16 protein-coding genes and 2 tRNA genes are annotated in these 19,136 nt (G+C 33.6%); 7 read left to right on the forward strand and 11 right to left on the reverse strand.

Going from position 1 to position 19,136, the window contains the following annotated elements; all coding sequences use genetic code 11:
- Positions 1 to 47 precede the first annotated feature (47 nt).
- Together PK35_RS09755 and PK35_RS09760 are read right to left on the reverse strand one after the other, a co-directional pair.
- Entirely contained in the window at positions 48 to 1,673 is a 1,626-nt protein-coding gene (locus tag PK35_RS09755; protein WP_044626532.1) for an OmpA family protein, read from the reverse strand.
- A 123-nt stretch (positions 1,674 to 1,796) separates the two neighbouring features.
- Positions 1,797 to 3,311, reverse strand: coding sequence for a GH3 auxin-responsive promoter family protein (locus PK35_RS09760; protein ID WP_044626533.1), 1,515 nt, complete (start codon positions 3,309 to 3,311; stop codon positions 1,797 to 1,799).
- A 41-nt stretch (positions 3,312 to 3,352) separates the two neighbouring features.
- Here PK35_RS09760 and PK35_RS09765 point away from each other — a divergent pair, with 41 nt between their 5' ends.
- Complete coding sequence (locus PK35_RS09765) at positions 3,353 to 4,147, forward strand: DUF2797 domain-containing protein (protein ID WP_044626534.1); 795 nt, start codon at positions 3,353 to 3,355, stop codon at positions 4,145 to 4,147.
- Positions 4,148 to 4,245: 98 nt separating this feature from the next.
- Here PK35_RS09765 and rpsU read toward each other — a convergent pair whose 3' ends face one another.
- The 4 genes from rpsU to PK35_RS09785 form a co-directional block, all read right to left on the reverse strand.
- On the reverse strand, positions 4,246 to 4,440 hold the full coding sequence (gene rpsU, locus PK35_RS09770) for a 30S ribosomal protein S21 (RefSeq protein WP_044626535.1): 195 nt from the start codon (positions 4,438 to 4,440) through the stop codon (positions 4,246 to 4,248).
- A gap of 38 nt (positions 4,441 to 4,478) precedes the next feature.
- Positions 4,479 to 5,342, reverse strand: coding sequence for a sigma-70 family RNA polymerase sigma factor (locus PK35_RS09775; RefSeq protein ID WP_044626536.1), 864 nt, complete (start codon positions 5,340 to 5,342; stop codon positions 4,479 to 4,481).
- A 145-nt stretch (positions 5,343 to 5,487) separates the two neighbouring features.
- The gene (locus PK35_RS09780; RefSeq protein ID WP_044626537.1) at positions 5,488 to 8,163 is read right to left on the reverse strand and encodes an AsmA-like C-terminal region-containing protein; all 2,676 of its coding nucleotides are present in this window, start codon (positions 8,161 to 8,163) and stop codon (positions 5,488 to 5,490) included.
- A gap of 123 nt (positions 8,164 to 8,286) precedes the next feature.
- A complete protein-coding gene (locus PK35_RS09785) occupies positions 8,287 to 8,991 on the reverse strand; it encodes a queuosine precursor transporter (protein WP_044626538.1) in 705 nt (234 codons plus the stop codon).
- Positions 8,992 to 9,063: 72 nt separating this feature from the next.
- Between PK35_RS09785 and folK the strand changes: the two genes are divergently transcribed.
- The 3 genes from folK (at position 9,064) to PK35_RS09800 (ending at position 11,617) form a co-directional block, all read left to right on the forward strand.
- Complete coding sequence (folK, locus tag PK35_RS09790) at positions 9,064 to 10,194, forward strand: 2-amino-4-hydroxy-6-hydroxymethyldihydropteridine diphosphokinase (protein WP_044626539.1); 1,131 nt, start codon at positions 9,064 to 9,066, stop codon at positions 10,192 to 10,194.
- An 85-nt stretch (positions 10,195 to 10,279) separates the two neighbouring features.
- Entirely contained in the window at positions 10,280 to 10,549 is a 270-nt protein-coding gene (locus tag PK35_RS09795; RefSeq protein ID WP_044626540.1) for an ArsR/SmtB family transcription factor, read from the forward strand.
- Between the two features lie 48 nt (positions 10,550 to 10,597).
- Complete coding sequence (locus tag PK35_RS09800) at positions 10,598 to 11,617, forward strand: LLM class flavin-dependent oxidoreductase (protein WP_044626541.1); 1,020 nt, start codon at positions 10,598 to 10,600, stop codon at positions 11,615 to 11,617.
- Positions 11,618 to 11,727: 110 nt separating this feature from the next.
- Here the strand turns inward: PK35_RS09800 and PK35_RS09805 are convergent, their stop codons facing one another.
- From PK35_RS09805 to PK35_RS09820, 4 genes are all read right to left on the reverse strand, one after another.
- The gene (locus PK35_RS09805) at positions 11,728 to 13,269 is read right to left on the reverse strand and encodes a glycoside hydrolase family 28 protein (RefSeq protein WP_044626542.1); all 1,542 of its coding nucleotides are present in this window, start codon (positions 13,267 to 13,269) and stop codon (positions 11,728 to 11,730) included.
- Between the two features lie 95 nt (positions 13,270 to 13,364).
- On the reverse strand, positions 13,365 to 14,021 hold the full coding sequence (locus tag PK35_RS09810; RefSeq protein WP_044626543.1) for a class I SAM-dependent methyltransferase: 657 nt from the start codon (positions 14,019 to 14,021) through the stop codon (positions 13,365 to 13,367).
- Positions 14,014 to 14,784, reverse strand: a complete 771-nt coding sequence (locus tag PK35_RS09815) for a hypothetical protein (protein ID WP_044626544.1) — start codon at positions 14,782 to 14,784, stop codon at positions 14,014 to 14,016. The genes PK35_RS09810 and PK35_RS09815 overlap by 8 nt, the downstream gene beginning before the upstream one ends.
- Positions 14,781 to 15,317 carry an RNA methyltransferase gene (locus PK35_RS09820; protein WP_044626545.1) on the reverse strand — a complete coding sequence of 179 codons (537 nt, stop codon included), beginning with the start codon at positions 15,315 to 15,317 and terminating at the stop codon, positions 14,781 to 14,783. The genes PK35_RS09815 and PK35_RS09820 overlap by 4 nt, the downstream gene beginning before the upstream one ends.
- Positions 15,318 to 15,536: 219 nt before the next feature.
- Between PK35_RS09820 and mutS the strand changes: the two genes are divergently transcribed.
- From mutS to PK35_RS09835, 3 genes are all read left to right on the forward strand, one after another.
- Entirely contained in the window at positions 15,537 to 18,149 is a 2,613-nt protein-coding gene (gene mutS, locus PK35_RS09825) for a DNA mismatch repair protein MutS (protein ID WP_044626675.1), read from the forward strand.
- A gap of 98 nt (positions 18,150 to 18,247) precedes the next feature.
- Positions 18,248 to 18,319: transfer RNA gene (locus PK35_RS09830), tRNA-Gly, on the forward strand.
- Positions 18,320 to 18,351: 32 nt separating this feature from the next.
- Positions 18,352 to 18,435: transfer RNA gene (locus PK35_RS09835), tRNA-Leu, on the forward strand.
- Between the two features lie 68 nt (positions 18,436 to 18,503).
- Here the strand turns inward: PK35_RS09835 and PK35_RS09840 are convergent.
- The gene (locus PK35_RS09840; protein ID WP_044626546.1) at positions 18,504 to 19,115 is read right to left on the reverse strand and encodes a PAS domain-containing protein; all 612 of its coding nucleotides are present in this window, start codon (positions 19,113 to 19,115) and stop codon (positions 18,504 to 18,506) included.
- Positions 19,116 to 19,136: the final 21 nt, after the last annotated feature.

The raw sequence follows: 19,136 nt of genomic DNA on the forward strand, positions 1-19,136 counted from the left end.
ATTTTTTATATATCGTGGTTTTTTTATGGGTTATTTTTTACGAGTTTTTATTCTTCTAATATAACAAACTCAACGCGTCTGTTAGCTTGTAAGTCTTCATCAGAACAATTGCTCTTACAATCAATTAATGGTTTCGATTCGCCAAACCCTTTTGATTGTAACCTACTTTTAGCAATACCATTTTTAACTAAAAACTTAACCGCAGAGGCTGCACGCTTATCCGATAGGTTTAAGTTGTAAGCATCTCTACCTTTGTTATCGGTATGGGCATTAATAGCTAACTTCATGGTTGGGTGTTCTTTTAAAACTTTTACCACTTTGTTTAAAGAAATTGTCGATTCTTCTTTAACGCTGTACTTATTAAAATCGAAATAAATATTTTCTAAAACAATACGTAATTCATCATCAACTTTAGCAATTACAGGTTCGGTGGTGTGTAATTCTAAATTTTTGTTGTACGTAGCTTCGGTGCCTTTAAATGCTGTAAACGTTTCAGTAGCATCTTTAAAACCATCTTTTTGAGTACTAAGTACATATTTTTCAAAAGGTATCACGTTAAAGCTATATTTTGCATCTTCACCGGTAATAGTTCTGGCAATTTCCTCGCCATCTTCATCTTTTAAAATAACTAAAGTGTTAGGTAATTTTATTTGCGTGTCTAAATCTAGTACTTCGCCTTCAATGTTTTGAATAACTTCATTATTCATAGCTGTATAAATATCGAAACTACCACGACCATTTTGTCTGTTAGACGATACATAGCCTTTGTTTTTTGCAGCTAAAAAGTAGGCTACTTCGTCGTAAACTGTATTAATAGTATTGCCTAAGTTTCTAGGTGTTTTGTAACCTTGCTTTGAAATTTTGCTTACAAATAAATCGTAACCTCCAATGTTTTCATGGCCTTGTGACGAAAAATATAAGTATTTACCATCAATTGAAAGCGAAGGATATTTATCGTTTTCAGTGGTGTTTACGGTATTTCCTAAGTTTTTAGGGGTGCTTAAAGTACCATCGGCATTAATGTTTGAAACGTATAAATCGAAACCACCAATAGCATCGGGTAAATTAGCAGAGAAATATAATTTGTCTCCAGCCGGATTAATAAAAGGGTTTTCAATTGAAACATTTTCTTTGTTAATACTAAGTAATTCTTCATTTATCCAATTGCCGTGAGAATCTGCTTCAAGTACTGCTTTGTAAAGTTTGTATTCCAAAGAATGAGCTTTACTACTTCTTGTATAATATACGGTATTTTGGTCTTTCGAGAAAGTTAATTGATCTTCGCTATCACTAGTGTTTAAAATTCTAGAAAAAAGCATTGGTGAACTTAATTGTCCATTTTTATCAATATTTAAGCAATAGTAATCTTTAAAAGCTTCGCCTGTATTAGGGTCGATTTTAGCTAAACCACCAATTTTTTTCGACGATACTAAAATAAGTTTGTTTCTAAAAAAACCAGAACCAAGTTCGGAATATTTAGTGTTTACACCAGCATCTAAAACGTCAAATTTAAATCCATTTGCTCCAATTTCTTCAGCAGAAACAGTTTTAGTAAATTCGAACAAATGTGCGTTGTCGTTGCTAAAATTTGCAGCAATTAAATTAGACGGACCTTGTTGACTAATAACAATATTAGTGATAAGGAAAACTACGAGGTAAAATTTAGTTTTCATTTAATGAGAGAGATTGGTTAATTAATTGAAATAAAGATAGTAGCAATCTCTTTACTAAAATAATTTCTTAGACCAATAACGGTTTAAATCGACAATGCAAAAGAATATTATATTATGATAATTTTAATCGTTCATTTTTAACAATTCCTCTAGATAGTTTCTAGAATTCGATAAACGCGGAATTTTATGCTGGCCACCCAATTTGTTGTTTTGTTTTAGCCAATCATAAAATAAATTTTCGCGAGCAATATTTATTTTAGGTTCGTTTAAGGTGATGTTATTGAATCGTTTAGCTTCATAATCGGAATTTAATGTTTTTAAAGCCTCGTCAAATAGTTTATTAAAATCACTCATGTTTTTAGGGGGTGTTTTAAACTCAATTAACCATTCGTGCGCTCCTTTTTCTTTGCCTTCCATAAAAATTGGAGCAGCAGTAAAATCTTTAATATCACAATGGGTTTGTGCGCAGACTTGTTTTATGGCATTTTCGGCATTTTCAATAATAAGTTCTTCACCAAAAACATTTATATGATGCTTGGTTCTACCAGAGATTTTAATACGATACGGGTTTAGCGAAGTAAATCTAACGGTATCTCCAATTTTATAACGCCATAAACCGGCATTTGTAGTAATTATGATAGCGTAATTTTTACCTAGTTCGACTTCGCTTAGTGGAATGGCATATTCTTGCGGCGTCGCGTAAACTTCCATTGGGATAAACTCGTAAAATACACCATAGTCGAGCATGAGTAATAATTCGTCTGAATTATTTTGATCTTGAATAGCAAAAAAGCCTTCAGAAGCATTGTAAATTTCGTAATAACGAAACCCAGATTTGGGTAGTATTTTTTTGTATTGATCTTTATAAGGCGTAAAGCTTACACCGCCGTGAAAATAGACTTCCAGATTTGGCCAAACATCAAATAAATTTTCTTTTCCTGTAGTTTCTAAAACGGTGTTTAGTAATACCAACATCCATGATGGTACACCAGCTAAACTGGTTACATTTTCGTTTATGGTTTCGTTTACAATGGCTTGCATTTTGTGTTCCCAGTCGCTCATTAACGAAACCTTATTGCTTGGTGTGCTGCTAAATTCTGCCCAAAACGGCATATTATCAATTAAAATGGCCGATAAATCGCCAAACGAAGTGCCTTTTTCTTTATATAATTGTTTGCTTCCGCCTAAACGTAAACTTTTACCTTTAAATAATTGTGCATCTTCGTTATTGTTTAAATACATGCACAATAAATCTTTACTGGCCGCGTAGTGGCAATCTTCTAGCGATTCTTCACTTACAGGAATAAATTTACTTTTAGATCGCGTGGTACCGCTCGATTTGGCAAACCATTTTATAGGTGTTGGCCAAAATAAATTGTTTTCACCTTGGCGAGAACGTTGAATAATGTCTTGCCAATCGTCGTAATTTTGAATAGGAACCCGCTCGGAAAATGTTTTATAGTTTTTTATGGAAGCAAAGTCGTATTTTTTTCCTAATTCGGTATGTTTTGCAAAATCTAAAAGGTTGAATAATAGCTCATTTTGAACCTCGTTAGGGTATTTTAAAAATAGCTCAATTTGATGAAAACGCTTTTTTAAAATCCATGAAGCAATTGAATTTACTATGGTTATTGGCATATTTAGATTATATTTAGTCTCTAAAAATAAGATTTTTTTTTATGACTTACCAAGGCGTATTAACAAAAATGGAAACGGAGTTTTTAGAGCCAATACATTATTATTTGGTGTTTGAAAACGACTTTATAAATATGAATCAGCTGCTTAATAAAAGTATAACCTTGCAATTTGTTAAATATCAATGTTTAAATTGTAATTTAAATAAACCTATTTACCGACAAGGTTTTTGTAAAAGTTGTTTTTTCGATATTCCGCAAGCCGCCGATTGGATTATGCGCCCCGAATTAAGCACCGCGCATCTCGATAAAGAAGACCGTGATTTAGAATACGAAAAGAAGGTGCAATTACAACCACATATTGTGTATTTGGCAAATTCTAGCAATGTAAAAGTTGGGGTAACTAGAAAAAGCCAAGTGCCAACACGTTGGATAGACCAAGGTGCGCATGAAGCTATTGAAATTGTAGAAGTGCCAAACCGCTATTTAGCAGGAGTAACCGAAGTGGCATTAAAAGATCATGTTAGCGATAAAACCAATTGGAGAACCATGCTTAAAAATGATATAGTAGATGAAAATTTAGTGGCATGGCGCGATAAGTTAAAAGCCTTTATTCCAGAGGAAGCTAAAGATTATTTTATTGAAAATAACACCGAAACGAATTTAAATTTTCCAGTTGTAAAATATCCAACAAAGCCAAAAAGTTTAAATTTATTAAAAAGTAAAACCTTTACAGGTGTGCTTTCAGGAATAAAAGGACAGTATTTAATTTTTGAAGATGATACCGTTTTTAATATTAGAAGTAATGAAGGTTTAGTGGTCGATTTAACGGTGAATTAAAAGGAAAACGATTTAAAACTAAATAAAACAGAGTATCATCGAAATGTTCAATGTATTTCCGATAATACTCTGTTTTATATTTTATAAAGTACTAGATACTAAATATCTTCTTGATCTCTAAGACCTTGAATGTACGACGCTTTTTGTATTTCACGACGACGCTCAACAGATGGTTTAGTAAAATACTGTTTGTCGCGTAAGTTTTGCATCACTTTTACATTACGGTGCTTACGTTTGTAACGTTTTAAAGCACGTTCAATGCTTTCTCCTTCTTTTAAAATGATTTTTAACATATAGTTGTTTTAATTAATTACGTATTTAAATTTTAGGGCTATCCTAAATAGGTTTTTAATACTTTGCTTTTCGAGTTGTGCCTAAGCCTACGAATCGCTTTTTCTTTTATTTGTCTTACACGCTCTCGTGTTAAACCAAAAGCATCACCAATTTCTTGTAAACTCATGGGGTGTTTTTGGCTAATACCGTAATAATATCGAATAACTTCGGCTTCCTTGCTGGTAAGCCTATCTAAAGCGCGATTTACTTCAGTATTTAAAGAATCTTTTATTAAACCATCATCTGGTTTAGGCGATTCGTTTGATGATACAACATCGTATAAATTTGATGCTTCTCCTTCTTTAAACGGTGCATCCATCGATACGTGTTTACCCGAAACTTTCATAGACTGCTTTACATCGTTAACAGTTAAATCGAGTTCGTTTGCAATTTCTTGCGCATTAGGTTCACGTTGGTATTCTTGCTCTAAAAACGAATAAGCTTTATTTATTTTGTTAATTGAGCCAATTTTGTTCAAAGGTAAGCGAACTATTCGAGATTGTTCGGCTAAAGCTTGTAAAATTGCTTGACGAATCCACCAAACGGCATAAGAAATGAATTTAAAGCCTCTAGTTTCATCAAAACGTTTGGCCGCTTTTACCAAACCAGCATTACCTTCGTTAATTAAATCGGGTAGTGTTAAACCTTGATTTTGATATTGTTTAGCAACCGAAACCACAAAACGTAAGTTCGATGTTGTGAGTTTGTTTAAGGCTTGTTGGTCGCCTTGTTTAATACGCTGTGCTAATTCTACTTCCTCATCGGCAGTTATCATCGATATTTTGCTAATGTCTTGCAGATATTTATCTAGCGATTTAGACTCACGGTTTGTTACTTGTTTTGTGATTTTTAATTGTCTCATATATTATAGATGTGTTTTTTTTGAAAACGTTGTAATCTATAACATAGATAAAAAATCTAATAAACCTAATTTTTGGACGCTTTTGTTTAAAAATGGGTTAAAAATCGCTGAAATTTAACTGTTTTTTAAGTTTTTTGAGTGATTTTCAGTTTTTCTGCTCTTCCGTTTTTTTGGTTTTGCTAAACAAACCACCAAGTACATTTTTTACCGTTTCTTGGGTTGAATTAGTTTTGGTAGAATCTGTAGTGGTCTTTTTATCCGATACTAAATCTTTTAGTACATTTTTTACGGTGTTATTTTGCTCGTTTTTAATGGAGTCGGTTTTGGTGTTATTGTTTCCAATTAAACCACCAAGCATATCTTTAACTTTGGTTTTCCCTTGGTTAAGTAATTTTTGCTTTTCAATTTCAATAAGTTGTGCGGTAAGGTTTTTTACGCCACTTGTTAAATCGGTTTTTACATTGGGGCTGGTTAAACTACCGCCAATGTTTGCCGTAACAGGAATTGTAATATTATTGGCTTCGTCGGTATTTATTTTACCAATTAATTGGTTTACATCGCTTCCTAAATATTTTGCAGGGACATCTAACACGGCGCTGTATTCTAAACTTTGATCAAAACCGTGTGCACCCGAAACGCTTATGTTAATATCGTCGTATTTTATGTTGAAGGGTTTTACACTTACTTTACCATTGGCAAAACTTAAGCTAGTTTTTAAATCTTTTAAGTTAATTTTACTGAAGTCTACAAAATTTAAAGCGCCGTCTAACTTATTTAATAACGGACTGTTTTTTTCTTCAATGTTTGTGGTTAAAAGTTCGGCTAAAGCATTACCAGAAATGGTGCTTAGGTTTGGCGATAATTCGTTGTCTAAATCGCCCGAAAAGCTTAAAGTTGTATTTATTTTACCTTGGAAAAACTTCGCGATTGGCGCAATACTTTGCAGTAACTCTAAATCTTTAAACGATTGTGCAATATCAAAACCATCGGCGCCTAATTTCACGTTAAATGTTGGAGTGTCGTTTTTAGTTGAAACATCGCCCGAAACCGTCAATATCCCATCAAAAATTGATGATTTTAAATTTTCTAAAATGGCTTGTTGGTCTTTTATATAAACGGTTCCACTAAGGTTTTTTAAATTTAAATTATCATACACAACGGTATTGGCATTGGCGTGTATAATACATTCTAAAAACGCTGGTATTTTTAAAGCTTCGGTGGTTGTTGGTGTGTTTTCTTGGGTTTCAGCTTCAGTTTCAGTCGACATAAAATCATGCACTTTAAATGTATTCGATTTTAAATAGAAGTCGCCTTTTAAAGTGTTATCGCTAAGTAAAAAGCCCATTAAATTCTTTATGGTTCCGGTGGCATTAATATCGCTTCCGCCTGTTTTAGCTTCAAAATTATTCAGCGTTACATCATCGGCTTTTAAGCTCATTGAAGCGTTGGTTATATGAAGTGGATTATTTAAGTCTTCCGAAGAAAAAACAAAATCTGTTATACTCGCTGTACCGCTATTTTTTATTCTAGAATAAGCATTGGTTTCAATAGCTTCCATATCGAAAGCAGTGTTTATGTTGGCTTTTAAAATGCCAGTTAGTGCGGTTTCTAAATCAATTGGGTAAGCTTTTGTTAAGTTTGCGAGATTTAAAACACCGTTAATATAGGCGTTAACCAACATGTTTTGAGTAATGTTTTTTAAGGTTGCCGACGCTTTAAACACATCTTGATCAATTTTAAAATCTAACTGATTAATGTTAACATAGGTATCGTCAACATTACCCGTTGTGTTTTTAATTTCGGTGTTTAGGTAAATATTGTTGATGCTTTTAGGTAAATCGGGATATTTAAACGAGGCGTTGTTCGATGCCAAACTAATATCGAGCGTTGGTATAGTTTCATCGGTAACTTTGCCTTTAATAATACCTTTTACTTTAAAATTACCAGTAGTTTGCACATTTTCAATACTTTTTGAATAGGTTTCTGGAATTAATGCTAAAAAGTTCTTAAAGTCCGATTCTGGATTCTCGAAAGTAATATCGATATCTTGACCATCTTCAAGAAGCTGTATAAAACCATCAAACTCAATAGGCAACTGGTTTATATAACCTTTATTATCTTTAAACGTGTATTTACTGTTGGCTAAATCTAAGTCAATTATGGCGTCGAGTTTAATGCTGTTATTGTTTAAATACATAGTACTATCTAAACTAAAACTTACATTGGTTTGCGTTTGTGTGTCTAATTCGGATGTTTCGGCCGAAAACGTGCCATGGCCTTCATGGTTTAATTCGGTTAAAAATAGCTGCATAGCACTTGCTTCATCAATATAAGTAATTGCGCTGTTGGTTATGCTGTAATCTTCAATATCGAAAGTAAAACTACTATTGTTATCTGCTTCTACTTGGTTTTCTGTTTCTTTGGTTATATCGTAATTGGCATTGCCAAACTTATCTGTTTTAAGTGTTAAAAGTGCTTCGTTAACTACAATTGAATTCACTACCAAAGGGTCGTCACTAGCTTTTTTTAGTAACTCTTTAATATCCATAGTAAAAGCAATATGTTTTGCCGATACTAAGGTTTCATCTTCAAAAGGTTTAAAATTGGTAATTACCAAATCGTCTACACTAACATGAGCTTGCGGAAAGTTTTTTATAAAACTTAAACTAACGTCGGTAAACTCAACTTTAGCATTAAGATTTTGGTTGATAAAGCGTTTTACGATGTCGTTTATTTTTCCTTGAAAGGCAAAAGGGATGATTAATAAAATGGCAAATAAAGTTAAGATTGTAATGCCAATAATTTTTAGAAATTTCTTCATAAATAGAATTTGAAAAGTTTCGCTTTCGCGGAAGCAAATTTATATGAATATACGTTGAAAAGCTGTTAAAAGATGAAAACAGAATCTTATCTTTTTGTTAATATTTTAGGGCGTTTGAAGCTTTTAAAGCAAGTTGATTTCATCGTTTGTTTTTAAATTGAAGCGTTTTTTAAACAAATACACACCCAAATATAAAAATGGCGTATCGCAAGCGGCAACAATAACCTTAAATAAGAAACCACTAACCAGTAAACCTTTAAAGTTAGCCCATTCAATAATACCAAACGAGCATAATAAAAATACAATGGTAAAAGTATCGACAAACTGGGAGGTCCAGGTTGAAAAATTATTACGCAACCACAATTTTTTACCTTCAGTTAATCGTTTCCAGAAGTGATAAATTTGAATATCGACAAACTGTGCAAACAAATACGTAAGCATACTTGCAAAAACAGCAATGGCCGAATTACCAAACACATTCTTAAACGTAGTATCATCTATCGCAGACCAAGACGTAGCAGGTACGGCACTAGAAACAAAAATGATTAAAAGCGAAAATATTGAAGCAAATATACCCGCAATAACCACATCGTTAGCGCGTTTTTTGCCATAAATTTCGCTTATTAAGTCGGTAATTAAAAAGGTAATTGGGTAAGGTAAAATGCCAACAGAAATCTCAAAAAGCTTGCTTCCAAAAATTTCAATATCAAACGGATACCAGTAAAAAAACTTTTGAAAAATAAGATTTGAAACCACTAACGATGTTATAAATAAAGCGCCTAAAAGGATGTAAATACGTTGTGCAGCGAGTTTGTTTTTGTCTGTCATTTATAATTGTGAATAATTAACTCATGTAAATATAAAAGAATAAAAATTGATTTAGTTATTTTGCCATCTCTTATGGATAACCTCACAACATATTACATTGCACTTGGTAGTAATAAAGGCGATAAATTTAAAAATTTACAAGCGGCTATACAGGCTATTTACAACCAAATTGGTAATGTAAAGTTGATTTCTAAAATCTATAAATCGGAAGCTCTTGGTTTTGTAAGTGATGATTTTTTTAACTGCTGTTTAATTCTGGAAAGCGAGCTAAAACCATCAAAGGTTTTACGTAATTTATTAGACATTGAAACGGAATTGGGTCGGGTTCGTACAAAAACAAATGCTTATGAGGCACGAACCATAGATTTAGATATTGTGTTTGCCGAAGATGCCATAATCGAAACAAAAATCTTGCAATTGCCACATCCAGAAATGCACAAACGTAAGTTTGTTTTGCAACCTTTGGCAGATATTGCACCTAAGGTAAATCATCCTGTTTTTAATCGTACTGTTGAAGAGTTATTGAGTGCTTGTGAAGATAAATCGGTGCTAGAACCTTTAAACGTATGGCTTAAAAACCCGAGTAAAGCTTACAATTTAGGGCAGTTTAATTACATCGCTATAGAAGGTAATATTGGAGCCGGAAAAACAAGTTTAGCCACCAAAATAGCGCACGATTTTAATGCGAAATTAATATTAGAGCGTTTTGCCGATAATCCGTTTTTACCAAAGTTTTATAAAGATGCCTCACGTTATGCCTTTCCTTTAGAAATGTCGTTTCTCGCAGACCGTTATCAGCAAATTAGTGACGATTTAGAGCAACTCGATTTGTTTAAAGATTTTGTAGTAAGCGATTACGATGTGTTTAAATCGTTAATATTCTCGAAAATAACATTACAAAACGATGAGTTTAAGCTGTACCGTAAGTTGTTTTATTTAATGTATAAAGACATTTCGAAACCCGAATTGTATGTATATCTATACCAAAACACCGAGCGTTTACAACAAAATATTAAAAAACGCGGACGAAAATACGAGCAAGATATAGCAGACGAATATTTGGAAAAAATCAATTCAGGTTATTTAGAGTTTTTAAAAACGCAATCGGGTTTAAACGTAAAAATAATTGATGTTTCCGATAGGGATTTTGTTAAAAATAGAGCCGATTATATCTGGATTTTGGAGCAGGTTTGTGGGGAGTAGATGTTAATACTTTTTCAAGATTTTATTTTAACAAAATTTTTACTTTAATATTTATACATTTGCATTTATCAATGTATTTTAAAACATGGATTTAAAACTAGTTGAAAAAATATCGAAAGCCTTGAGCGATGTAAATCGTTTAAAGATTTTGCAGTACATGCAACAAAATCAGGGTAAAATGGAGTGTGCTCAAATATGTGAGTTGTTACCATTGGCGCAACCTTCAATTAGTCATCACATTAAAAAGTTAGTTGAGGCCGATTTAATTTTTCAGCATAAAATGGGACGTAATTATAATTACTCCATTAACCATGAAGTTTGGAATCTGTACAAGAAAAAACTAGAAAATCTATAGTTTTTTTACTTAAATACATCGATACTTTTAAATATATAAATAGATTTTATGCAAACAAAACATGTTGCTTATTCCATATTAGAGCTTGCTATTGTATCGAAAGGTCAAAGCTTGTTAGAAACGTTTAACCATTCACTTAAGTTGGCTCAAGCAGCCGAAAAGTCTGGTTATAAGCGGTTTTGGCTCACCGAACATCATAATTCCGATGCTATTGGTAGCAGCGCGACTTCAATATTAATTGGTAAAATAGCCGAAGGTACCGAGCGCATTCGAGTTGGTTCTGGCGGCATAATGTTACCAAACCATTCGCCATTAATTGTAGCAGAGCAATTTGGAACTTTGGGAGTTTTGCACCCAAATCGTATTGATTTAGGGTTGGGAAGAGCACCTGGAACCGATAGAGACACGGCAAGTGCCATCCGTTCCGATTTTTATCAAGCGGCGATGTCTTTTCCAAACGATGTACAAGAGATACAAAATTATTTTTCAGAAGAAAATGCTTCAGAAAAGGTGAGAGCCACAGTTGCCGAAGGTGTCAATGTGCCGCTTTATATTTTAGGCTCGAGCGTAGAAAGTGCGCATCTTGCAGCAAAAAAAGGATTGCCTTATGCTTTTGCAAGTCATTTTGCAACACCGCAATTATTTACAGCGTTGGATATTTACCGTAGCGAATTTCGTCCATCAGAAGTACTTGAAAAACCATATACTTTCGCTGGTGTTAATGTGGTTATCGCAGATACCGATGCCGAAGCAGAATTTATTGCAACCTCGTTGTATCAAATGATCATTAATTTGCTAAGCGGAAAACGAGACTATATGCAACCGCCTTTTGAAATAACAGATGAGTTTAAAGAACTATGTCAGCATCCTGCAGTTCAAAAAATGCTTAAATATACTTTTGTAGGCAGTAAAGCTACGGTTAAAAAGAAAGTTGAATCATTTTTAGAAGAAACGAATGTTGATGAGTTAATTGCTGTAACTAATATTTACGACGGTAAGGCGCGCATAAAATCGTATCAATTATTCGCTGAGGTTATGCAAGAATTGAATACGGCTGCGGTTGTTTAAGAATTTGAGATGCTTCAGAAGTTGTTTTTAACTACTAAACATTCTTTTGATTAATCATTATTTGAATGAGGTTTCGACTGTGTTCTACCTGACTGTAAGCGGGAAATATTTTATTCAACCTTACAATTTTCAAACAAAACACTTTCAGGTTTTTTTAAAGTAGCACCATTCAGATTAAAATGTGAGTCCTTAAAAGCAATATGGTTACTACCCAAAACTGAAATTACAGAATCGGATGTTTTTATACTCACGTTAGAAATATCAACATGCTTTGCATCGTTTAAAATCACGAGATTTTTACAATTGGCATCTACGTTTTTAATATTTAAATTGGTTAGTGGCGATTCTGGAATGCCGTAAACTTTCAAGAAATGTGTGCCGTTTTCAATAATAATATTGCTGATAGAAATATCTCTGTAAAATGGTGTTAAGTTATTAACCTCGCGTTTTGGTAAACGTTCGGCAAGTTCGCCAACGTAGGCAGGTGTTCCTAACATATCCCATTTTATGCAAGTGGCTTCTAAATTCATTCTTAAGCGATTGTAATATAAATGCTCGCCACCACCGCCTCGTGGTCTGCGTGTTTTAAATCGAATACCAACTACAGTGCCTTCAAAAACGCAATCGTGAACATAGAGGTTTTTAATCGTACCAGCCGTTTCGCTTCCGCAAGTAATGCCGCCATGACCTTTTTGTGCTAAGCAATAACGAACAATCACGTTTTCGGTTGCTTTATTTACTTTTAGTCCGTCTTCACCACGACCGGATTTCATTGTAAAACAATCGTCGCCTGTATTCAAAGTACAATATTCTATGAGTACGTTTTTTGAAGATTCCACATCTATACCGTCACCACGCGGAATGCCATACGAGTTTACATAAACACCACGAATAATAACGTTGTCGCAGTAGGTAGGAACAATATTCCAAAAGGCTGTGTTTTCAAGTTGAATACCCTCAATATAGACGTTCTTGCAGTTTGTAGGCGCAATAAATTTAGGAGGGAAAATCCAATCTTCTTCCAATCCATTATGAATGCGTTCGTGCGGAGGTTTGGTTAGGTCTACAAGCGTTTCGATAGGTTGCATGTACGAACGTGCTTTTATTTCGCCGTTGTACGGTCCAATAAGTTTTCCGTTACCTGTAATGGCAATGTTCTCTTGATTGAAGGCGTAAATACAGGCGCCTAACGACATGACTTCCAGACTTTCTACGCGATTAAAAACGGCAGGTTGGTAATCTTTTACATCGGTGCTAAATTTTAAAATAGCACCATCTTCAAAATGTAAATTAGTATTGCTTTTTAAGGAGATTCTGCCTGTAAGCCATTCACCTTTTGGAATAATTACGGTGCCACCGTGTGCTTCAGAAAGCGAATCGATAGCATGTTGAATGATGTTAGTTTTTAGTTCATTTTTACTATCATTAAACAGCTTTTTTAAGTGCGTTGTTGCATCTGGAAATACGGGCTTTTTAAAAACAGGCATGTTAAAAGGCGCATTTATAACAGCAATAGAATCGGGTAAATTTAAATGACCAACATCTTCTTTTTTGGGTATATCGCTAAGTAATTGCTGGTTTGCGCCAATATTTGGTGATTGTTTGCAACTAAAAAATACGATTAGAAACAAAGTAATTAGGGTAAATCTCATGTGTTTAGTGTGGTTGTTATCTTGTAAAAATATGGCTTTTACCTTAGCGAAACCAATGGTTTTGTTCGCTGTTTTATTTTGAAAACAACAGACTTTTAAAATACCTGAAATAGTGTAGTCGTAATTAGTCCTTTATTATTTGGAAGTTGATGAGTATGTAAAAGCGTTGTGTGCTTTACTTTTAAGTTGAAGGGCGCTTTTAAAAGATTAACACCGCTTTGCTTTTTGGTTCGGTTTCCTTGACCAGATATAATATCGATGTTTGGGGTAAAGTCTCCGTTAGGAATATGTTCGGTTAGTAAAACGTATTTATAGTGTTGTAATTTATTTACAATAGCAGCTATTTCGGCGTTAGATAGATGTTGAAGTACTTGTCTTAAAATTATACAATCGGCAAGAGGAAGTTTGTCTTTCGCAATATCTAAACATAAAAAAATTAGGTTTTCAGCTTTAAAAGTAGATGCGTTGCGGGTAATTAGTGTCTCCACAATATCTACAGCTGTATAATTTTTAGTGTATTTGAAAAGATGTTTACCAATATTAAAATCGCCACAACCTAAATCGCAAACCGTTAATGGTTCTTGAAACGATTTTAAAAACTCAATGATTTTTTCTAAATAAGGATTCACAATTTCAGGATCGTGAGAACCTTCACCCGAATAAAAATCATGGTTGTTGCCACCCCAAAGGTGCAAGTCGTAAATTTGAGTCATGGCCTCTTTTGTTGGCCATGGTTTTTTGGATTTACTCATAGTATTCAATTTCACGATAAATAGCTTTTGTTAACTGTTTTTTCTCATAATGTTTCATGATAATCCAATTGTTTTTATCATCAAAAACATATTTAAAAGTTACCGTTTTTAAATGCTTATTGTTTTTATTGAAAACTTTGGCCTTTGTTCTATATCCTTTACGATTTCTAAAATGAACAATTCTATTGTATTTGTAGGTGCTGTCCGATTTTGTCCAGTCCGATTCAATAATTTGTCCTTTCTTGTTGTAAGTATAAGTGGCTTTTAAATTACGACTCCGGTTTTCTGTGTATAAATCCATTACTGAATATAAAAAATCACATGTTATGAGTTCGTTTTGTTGGTTGTAATAAAAAGACTCGCTATAATTAGTAAGGTTGTTGTTGGAGGTGTATGTAGTAGATTTTTTTTGAATTGCACCATTTAGGTAAGTGTATATTGTTCTGTATTTCAACGAATCTTTTAGCAGTGTTGTTTCCGTAAAATCAATTTTGTTTTTGTCGTTATAAAAGTAAGTGGTTCTAGTTGCTGCATAAGGTTCGTTTTTGTAAAATGTTTTACGAATATTTTGCGTTATTTTACCTTGCTTGTTATAGTAGTATTCGTTTATTTCAGAAGTTGAGATGCGCCTTTTTCCATCGGAATATAATGTAGAATAAGTTTCAGTTTCAGTAACTTTCTTAAAATTTTTATTTGTTTCATCTTGTTGGCCAAAAGATGTTAAGCATAGCAATGAAATTAAAAATGCGCTTATTTTTTTCATTTGATGCTATTGAGTTTGCTAAAAACATCCCAGACCACAACACCACAACTTACTGAGATGTTTAAAGAATGCTTGGTGCCGTATTGAGGTATTTCTATAACAAAATCACTTTCGCTTACAATATTTTGCGCCACACCTTTTACTTCGTTACCAAAAACTAGAGCATATTTAGTTTCAGCTTCAACCTCAAAATCGTTTAACATTGTTGCGTTTTCAGCTTGTTCGATGGCACAAACCTTTACATTTTCAGATTTAAGTTTTTCTATAATGTCTAGCGTGTTTTCAGCATATTCCCAATCTACAGTATCGGTGCTACCTAAAGCGGTTTTATGAATATCTTTGTGAGGTGGAGTGGCTGTAATACCGCACAAATAAATTTTCTCAACTAAAAAAGCATCACTAGTTCTAAACACCGAACCAATATTATTCAAGCTTCTTATATTATCAAGTACAATAATTAGTGGTGTTTTTTCAGCTTCTTTAAAAGCTTCAATACTCAATCTATCTAATTCGCTATTTTTTAATTTACGCATTTTAATTTTGTTTTGTCGGTGCTAGAACGAAGGTTGCTGTCATTTTTAAAAAAACACTTCGACTGTGATCCGCTTGACTTTATGTTGTTGAAATCTTCTTTTAATTGTAGATAATTATAGTTTTTCAGTTTAAAAAAAACGCTGAAAATACACTACTTTAGCAATCTTACAATCTCGATGTGTTTCGGGGCAAAAATAACATTTAAAAATCACTTACCATTGGCTAAAAAAGCAAAAAAAGAAACACCGTTAATGAAACAATACAATGCTATTAAAGCAAAATATCCTGATGCTTTATTGTTGTTTCGTGTGGGCGATTTTTATGAAACTTTTGGAGACGATGCTGTTAAAGCGGCAGGAATTTTAGGTATTATTTTAACCAAACGTGGTGCTGGTAGCGAAAACGAAACCGCATTGGCCGGCTTTCCGCATCATTCATTAAACACTTATTTGCCTAAGTTGGTAAAGGCCGGAGAGCGCGTTGCAATTTGCGATCAACTTGAAGATCCAAAACAAACAAAAACCATTGTAAAACGTGGTGTTACCGAATTGGTTACTCCCGGTGTGGCTTTAAATGATGAGGTGTTAACATCAAAAAGTAATAACTTTTTATGTTCGGTTTATTTCGATAAAAAAACGATTGGTATTGCTTTTTTAGATATTTCTACGGGTGAGTTTTTAACCTCGCAAGGAAACGCCGAATATATCGATAAGCTAATTCAGAATTTCAACCCGAGTGAAGTCCTCGTATCTAAGCAAAAAAAATTAGCTTTTAAAGACACTTTTGGCGACGATCTACATACGTTTTATCTTGAAGATTGGGTATACCAAACCGATTATGCTAACGAAACATTAATAAAGCATTTTAATACAAAAACATTAAAAGGTTTTGGGGTTGAAGATTTGCATGAAGGCATTATTGCATCGGGTTCTATTTTACATTATTTAGGTGAAACGCAACATAACAAACTCAAACACATTACTGCAATTGCTAGAATTGCCGAAGATGATTATGTGTGGATGGATAAGTTTACCATTCGTAATTTAGAGTTATACCATTCTACCAACAACAATGCGGTAACGCTTTTAAACATTATAGATAAAACGATTTCGCCTATGGGCGGGCGCATGCTAAAACGTTGGTTGGCTTTGCCATTAAAAAGTAGCGATAAAATTAAGCAACGCCATGAAGTGGTTCATTTTTTAAAAACTGAAAATGGCACGCTTCAAAAAATACAAAATCACATAAAACACATTGGCGATTTGGAGCGCTTAATTTCGAAAACCGCTACAGGAAAGGTTAATCCGCGAGAGGTTATTCAGCTTAAAAATTCATTAGAATCGATTGTTCCTATAAAATCGATTGCTACAAATTGCAATAACGAATCGTTACAAGTTATTGGCGATAGGTTGCAAGGTTGCGATGTGCTTCGCGAAAAAATAAAACAAACTTTAAATGAAGATGCGCCAGTTAATGTGTTAAAAGGAAATACCATTGCTGAAGGATTTTCGAAAGAGTTAGATGAACTTCGCGGCTTATCGAAATCGGGTAAAGACTATCTCGATAATATGTTGGAGCGTGAAAGTGAACGCACAGGTATTCCATCGTTAAAAATAGCATCAAACAATGTGTTTGGGTATTATATTGAGGTTAGAAACACGCATAAAGATAAAGTGCCTGCCGAATGGATTCGCAAACAAACTTTGGTAAGTGCAGAGCGTTACATAACGGAAGAGTTAAAAGAATACGAAACCAAAATTTTAGGTGCCGAAGAACGAATTTTAGCCATCGAGCAAAAATTATTTGCCGATTTAGTAAGTTGGATGAATTTGTACATTAAATCGGTGCAACAAAATGCATTTTTAATTGGCCAGTTAGACTGCTTATGTGGTTTTGCACAATTAGCGAGCGATAATAACTATGTGTATCCAAATATTGATGATTCTTACGATTTAGTAATAAAAGAAGGCCGTCACCCTGTTATTGAAAAACAATTACCGCTTGGTGAAGCTTATATAGCAAATGATATTTATTTAGATAGAGCCGAGCAGCAAATTATAATGATTACGGGACCAAATATGTCTGGTAAATCGGCAATTCTGCGACAAACAGCTTTAATTGTTTTATTAGCGCAAATAGGAAGTTTTGTGCCAGCAAAAGAAGCTAAAATAGGTTTAGTTGATAAAATTTTTACGAGAGTAGGAGCTAGCGATAATATTTCGATGGGTGAATCTACCTTTATGGTCGAGATGAATGAAACAGCATCTATACTTAACAATATAAGCGATAGAAGCTTGGTGTTGCTCGATGAAATAGGTCGTGGCACCAGTACTTATGATGGTATTTCAATTGCTTGGGCGATTAGTGAATATTTGCACCAGCATCCTGCTAAGCCAAAAACTTTGTTCGCAACTCATTACCACGAGTTAAATGAAATGACCGAGACTTTCGAGCGTATTAAAAACTTTAATGTATCTGTAAAAGAGCTTGAAGATAATGTACTTTTTTTAAGAAAACTGGTAAAAGGAGGAAGTGCGCATAGTTTTGGAATTCACGTGGCAAAAATGGCAGGTATGCCTCAATTAGTTTTACAACGTGCTAACAAAATTTTAAACCGTTTAGAGCAATCGCATTCTAGTGATGAGTTAACCGATAAGGTAAAAACTTTAGAAAACGATATGCAGTTAAGTTTTTTTAATTTAGACGATCCATTACTTGAAAATATAAAGGAAGAAATTTTAAGTACTGATATTGATACGCTTACACCAGTAGAAGCACTTATGAAATTAAATGAAATTAAGCGTATGTTAGTGAAGAAAAAACAAGCTTAAAATTATTTTTATTAATTTTTTTAAAAAGGCTTTGTAATTAAAAGAAAAGGTTTAAATTTGCATCCGCAACCGAGAGGTTGCTCGTTCATAAAAATACTGCGAAAGTAGCTCAGGGGTAGAGCATCACCTTGCCAAGGTGAGGGTCGCGGGTTCAAATCCCGTCTTTCGCTCTTGATTACTTTTTGTAATTATAATACACGATGCTGAAGTGGTGGAATTGGTAGACACGTTGGACTTAAAATCCAATGAACATTAGTTCGTGCGGGTTCAAGTCCCGCCTTCAGTACAACAAAAGCCGAAACATATGTTTCGGCTTTTTTGTTTTATAATAGATTTTAATGAATTAAAACTTTATTAACCCTCATTTAAACTTTTTAAAATAGTGTCCATACGGTGTTCAATATCTTGCATTGTTTTGGTGTATTCACTATTACTTTTTGAGTGCTTACCTAAAGTCCTTGCACTGTCTTTTATTAGTTTTAAAGAGTTCGCTATTCGCTTTGTGGTATTATTAAAAGTGTCGTCTGTAGTGTCGACATCTAAGAGATTATTAGTGTGATTTGTTGTGGTAAACTGTTCTTTAATATTCGAAATGTCTCTTAAACACGAATTACTATAAATTATTTCGCCGTATACGTTTCTTACGGCTTCAACTTTTAGTAAAATTGATGTTTCATTTTTAAGTAATAATTCTAAATTGTTAACGCAGCCATCTTCAATAAAATTTTTAAAGGCATCTTCAACTGTTTCAATACAATCGTGGTGGTAAATTGAAAAAATCGATTTTCCAATAAGATTATTTTTAGTGGTGTTTAATGTTTTAACTAATGTGTTGTTACATTCTAAAATTTTTGTTGTTGATGCGCATACCGATACTAACATATCGGGGGAATTCTCGTATAATATTCGGTAATTGTCTAGAGCAAAAACGGGCGGTTGCTCTGTTGGTAATGTTTTATTTTGCATTTATATTTAGCTTGGTTTCGG

This window comes from Neotamlana nanhaiensis (genome assembly GCF_000943555.1).
GTDB lineage: Bacteria > Bacteroidota > Bacteroidia > Flavobacteriales > Flavobacteriaceae > Neotamlana > Neotamlana nanhaiensis.

Coding starts and splice junctions, on each gene's coding strand:
- PK35_RS09805 (WP_044626542.1), bottom strand. CDS start 13,269: ATGAGATTTACCCTAATTACTTTGTTTCTAATCGTATTTTTTAGTTGC.
- PK35_RS09840 (WP_044626546.1), bottom strand. CDS start 19,115: ATGCAAAATAAAACATTACCAACAGAGCAACCGCCCGTTTTTGCTCTA.
- PK35_RS09780 (WP_044626537.1), bottom strand. CDS start 8,163: ATGAAGAAATTTCTAAAAATTATTGGCATTACAATCTTAACTTTATTT.
- PK35_RS09815 (WP_044626544.1), bottom strand. CDS start 14,784: ATGAAAAAAATAAGCGCATTTTTAATTTCATTGCTATGCTTAACATCT.
- PK35_RS09820 (WP_044626545.1), bottom strand. CDS start 15,317: ATGCGTAAATTAAAAAATAGCGAATTAGATAGATTGAGTATTGAAGCT.
- rpsU (WP_044626535.1), bottom strand. CDS start 4,440: ATGTTAAAAATCATTTTAAAAGAAGGAGAAAGCATTGAACGTGCTTTA.
- PK35_RS09775 (WP_044626536.1), bottom strand. CDS start 5,342: ATGAGACAATTAAAAATCACAAAACAAGTAACAAACCGTGAGTCTAAA.
- PK35_RS09800 (WP_044626541.1), top strand. CDS start 10,598: ATGCAAACAAAACATGTTGCTTATTCCATATTAGAGCTTGCTATTGTA.
- PK35_RS09795 (WP_044626540.1), top strand. CDS start 10,280: ATGGATTTAAAACTAGTTGAAAAAATATCGAAAGCCTTGAGCGATGTA.
- PK35_RS09810 (WP_044626543.1), bottom strand. CDS start 14,021: ATGAGTAAATCCAAAAAACCATGGCCAACAAAAGAGGCCATGACTCAA.
- PK35_RS09785 (WP_044626538.1), bottom strand. CDS start 8,991: ATGACAGACAAAAACAAACTCGCTGCACAACGTATTTACATCCTTTTA.
- folK (WP_044626539.1), top strand. CDS start 9,064: ATGGATAACCTCACAACATATTACATTGCACTTGGTAGTAATAAAGGC.
- PK35_RS09755 (WP_044626532.1), bottom strand. CDS start 1,673: ATGAAAACTAAATTTTACCTCGTAGTTTTCCTTATCACTAATATTGTT.
- PK35_RS09760 (WP_044626533.1), bottom strand. CDS start 3,311: ATGCCAATAACCATAGTAAATTCAATTGCTTCATGGATTTTAAAAAAG.
- PK35_RS09765 (WP_044626534.1), top strand. CDS start 3,353: ATGACTTACCAAGGCGTATTAACAAAAATGGAAACGGAGTTTTTAGAG.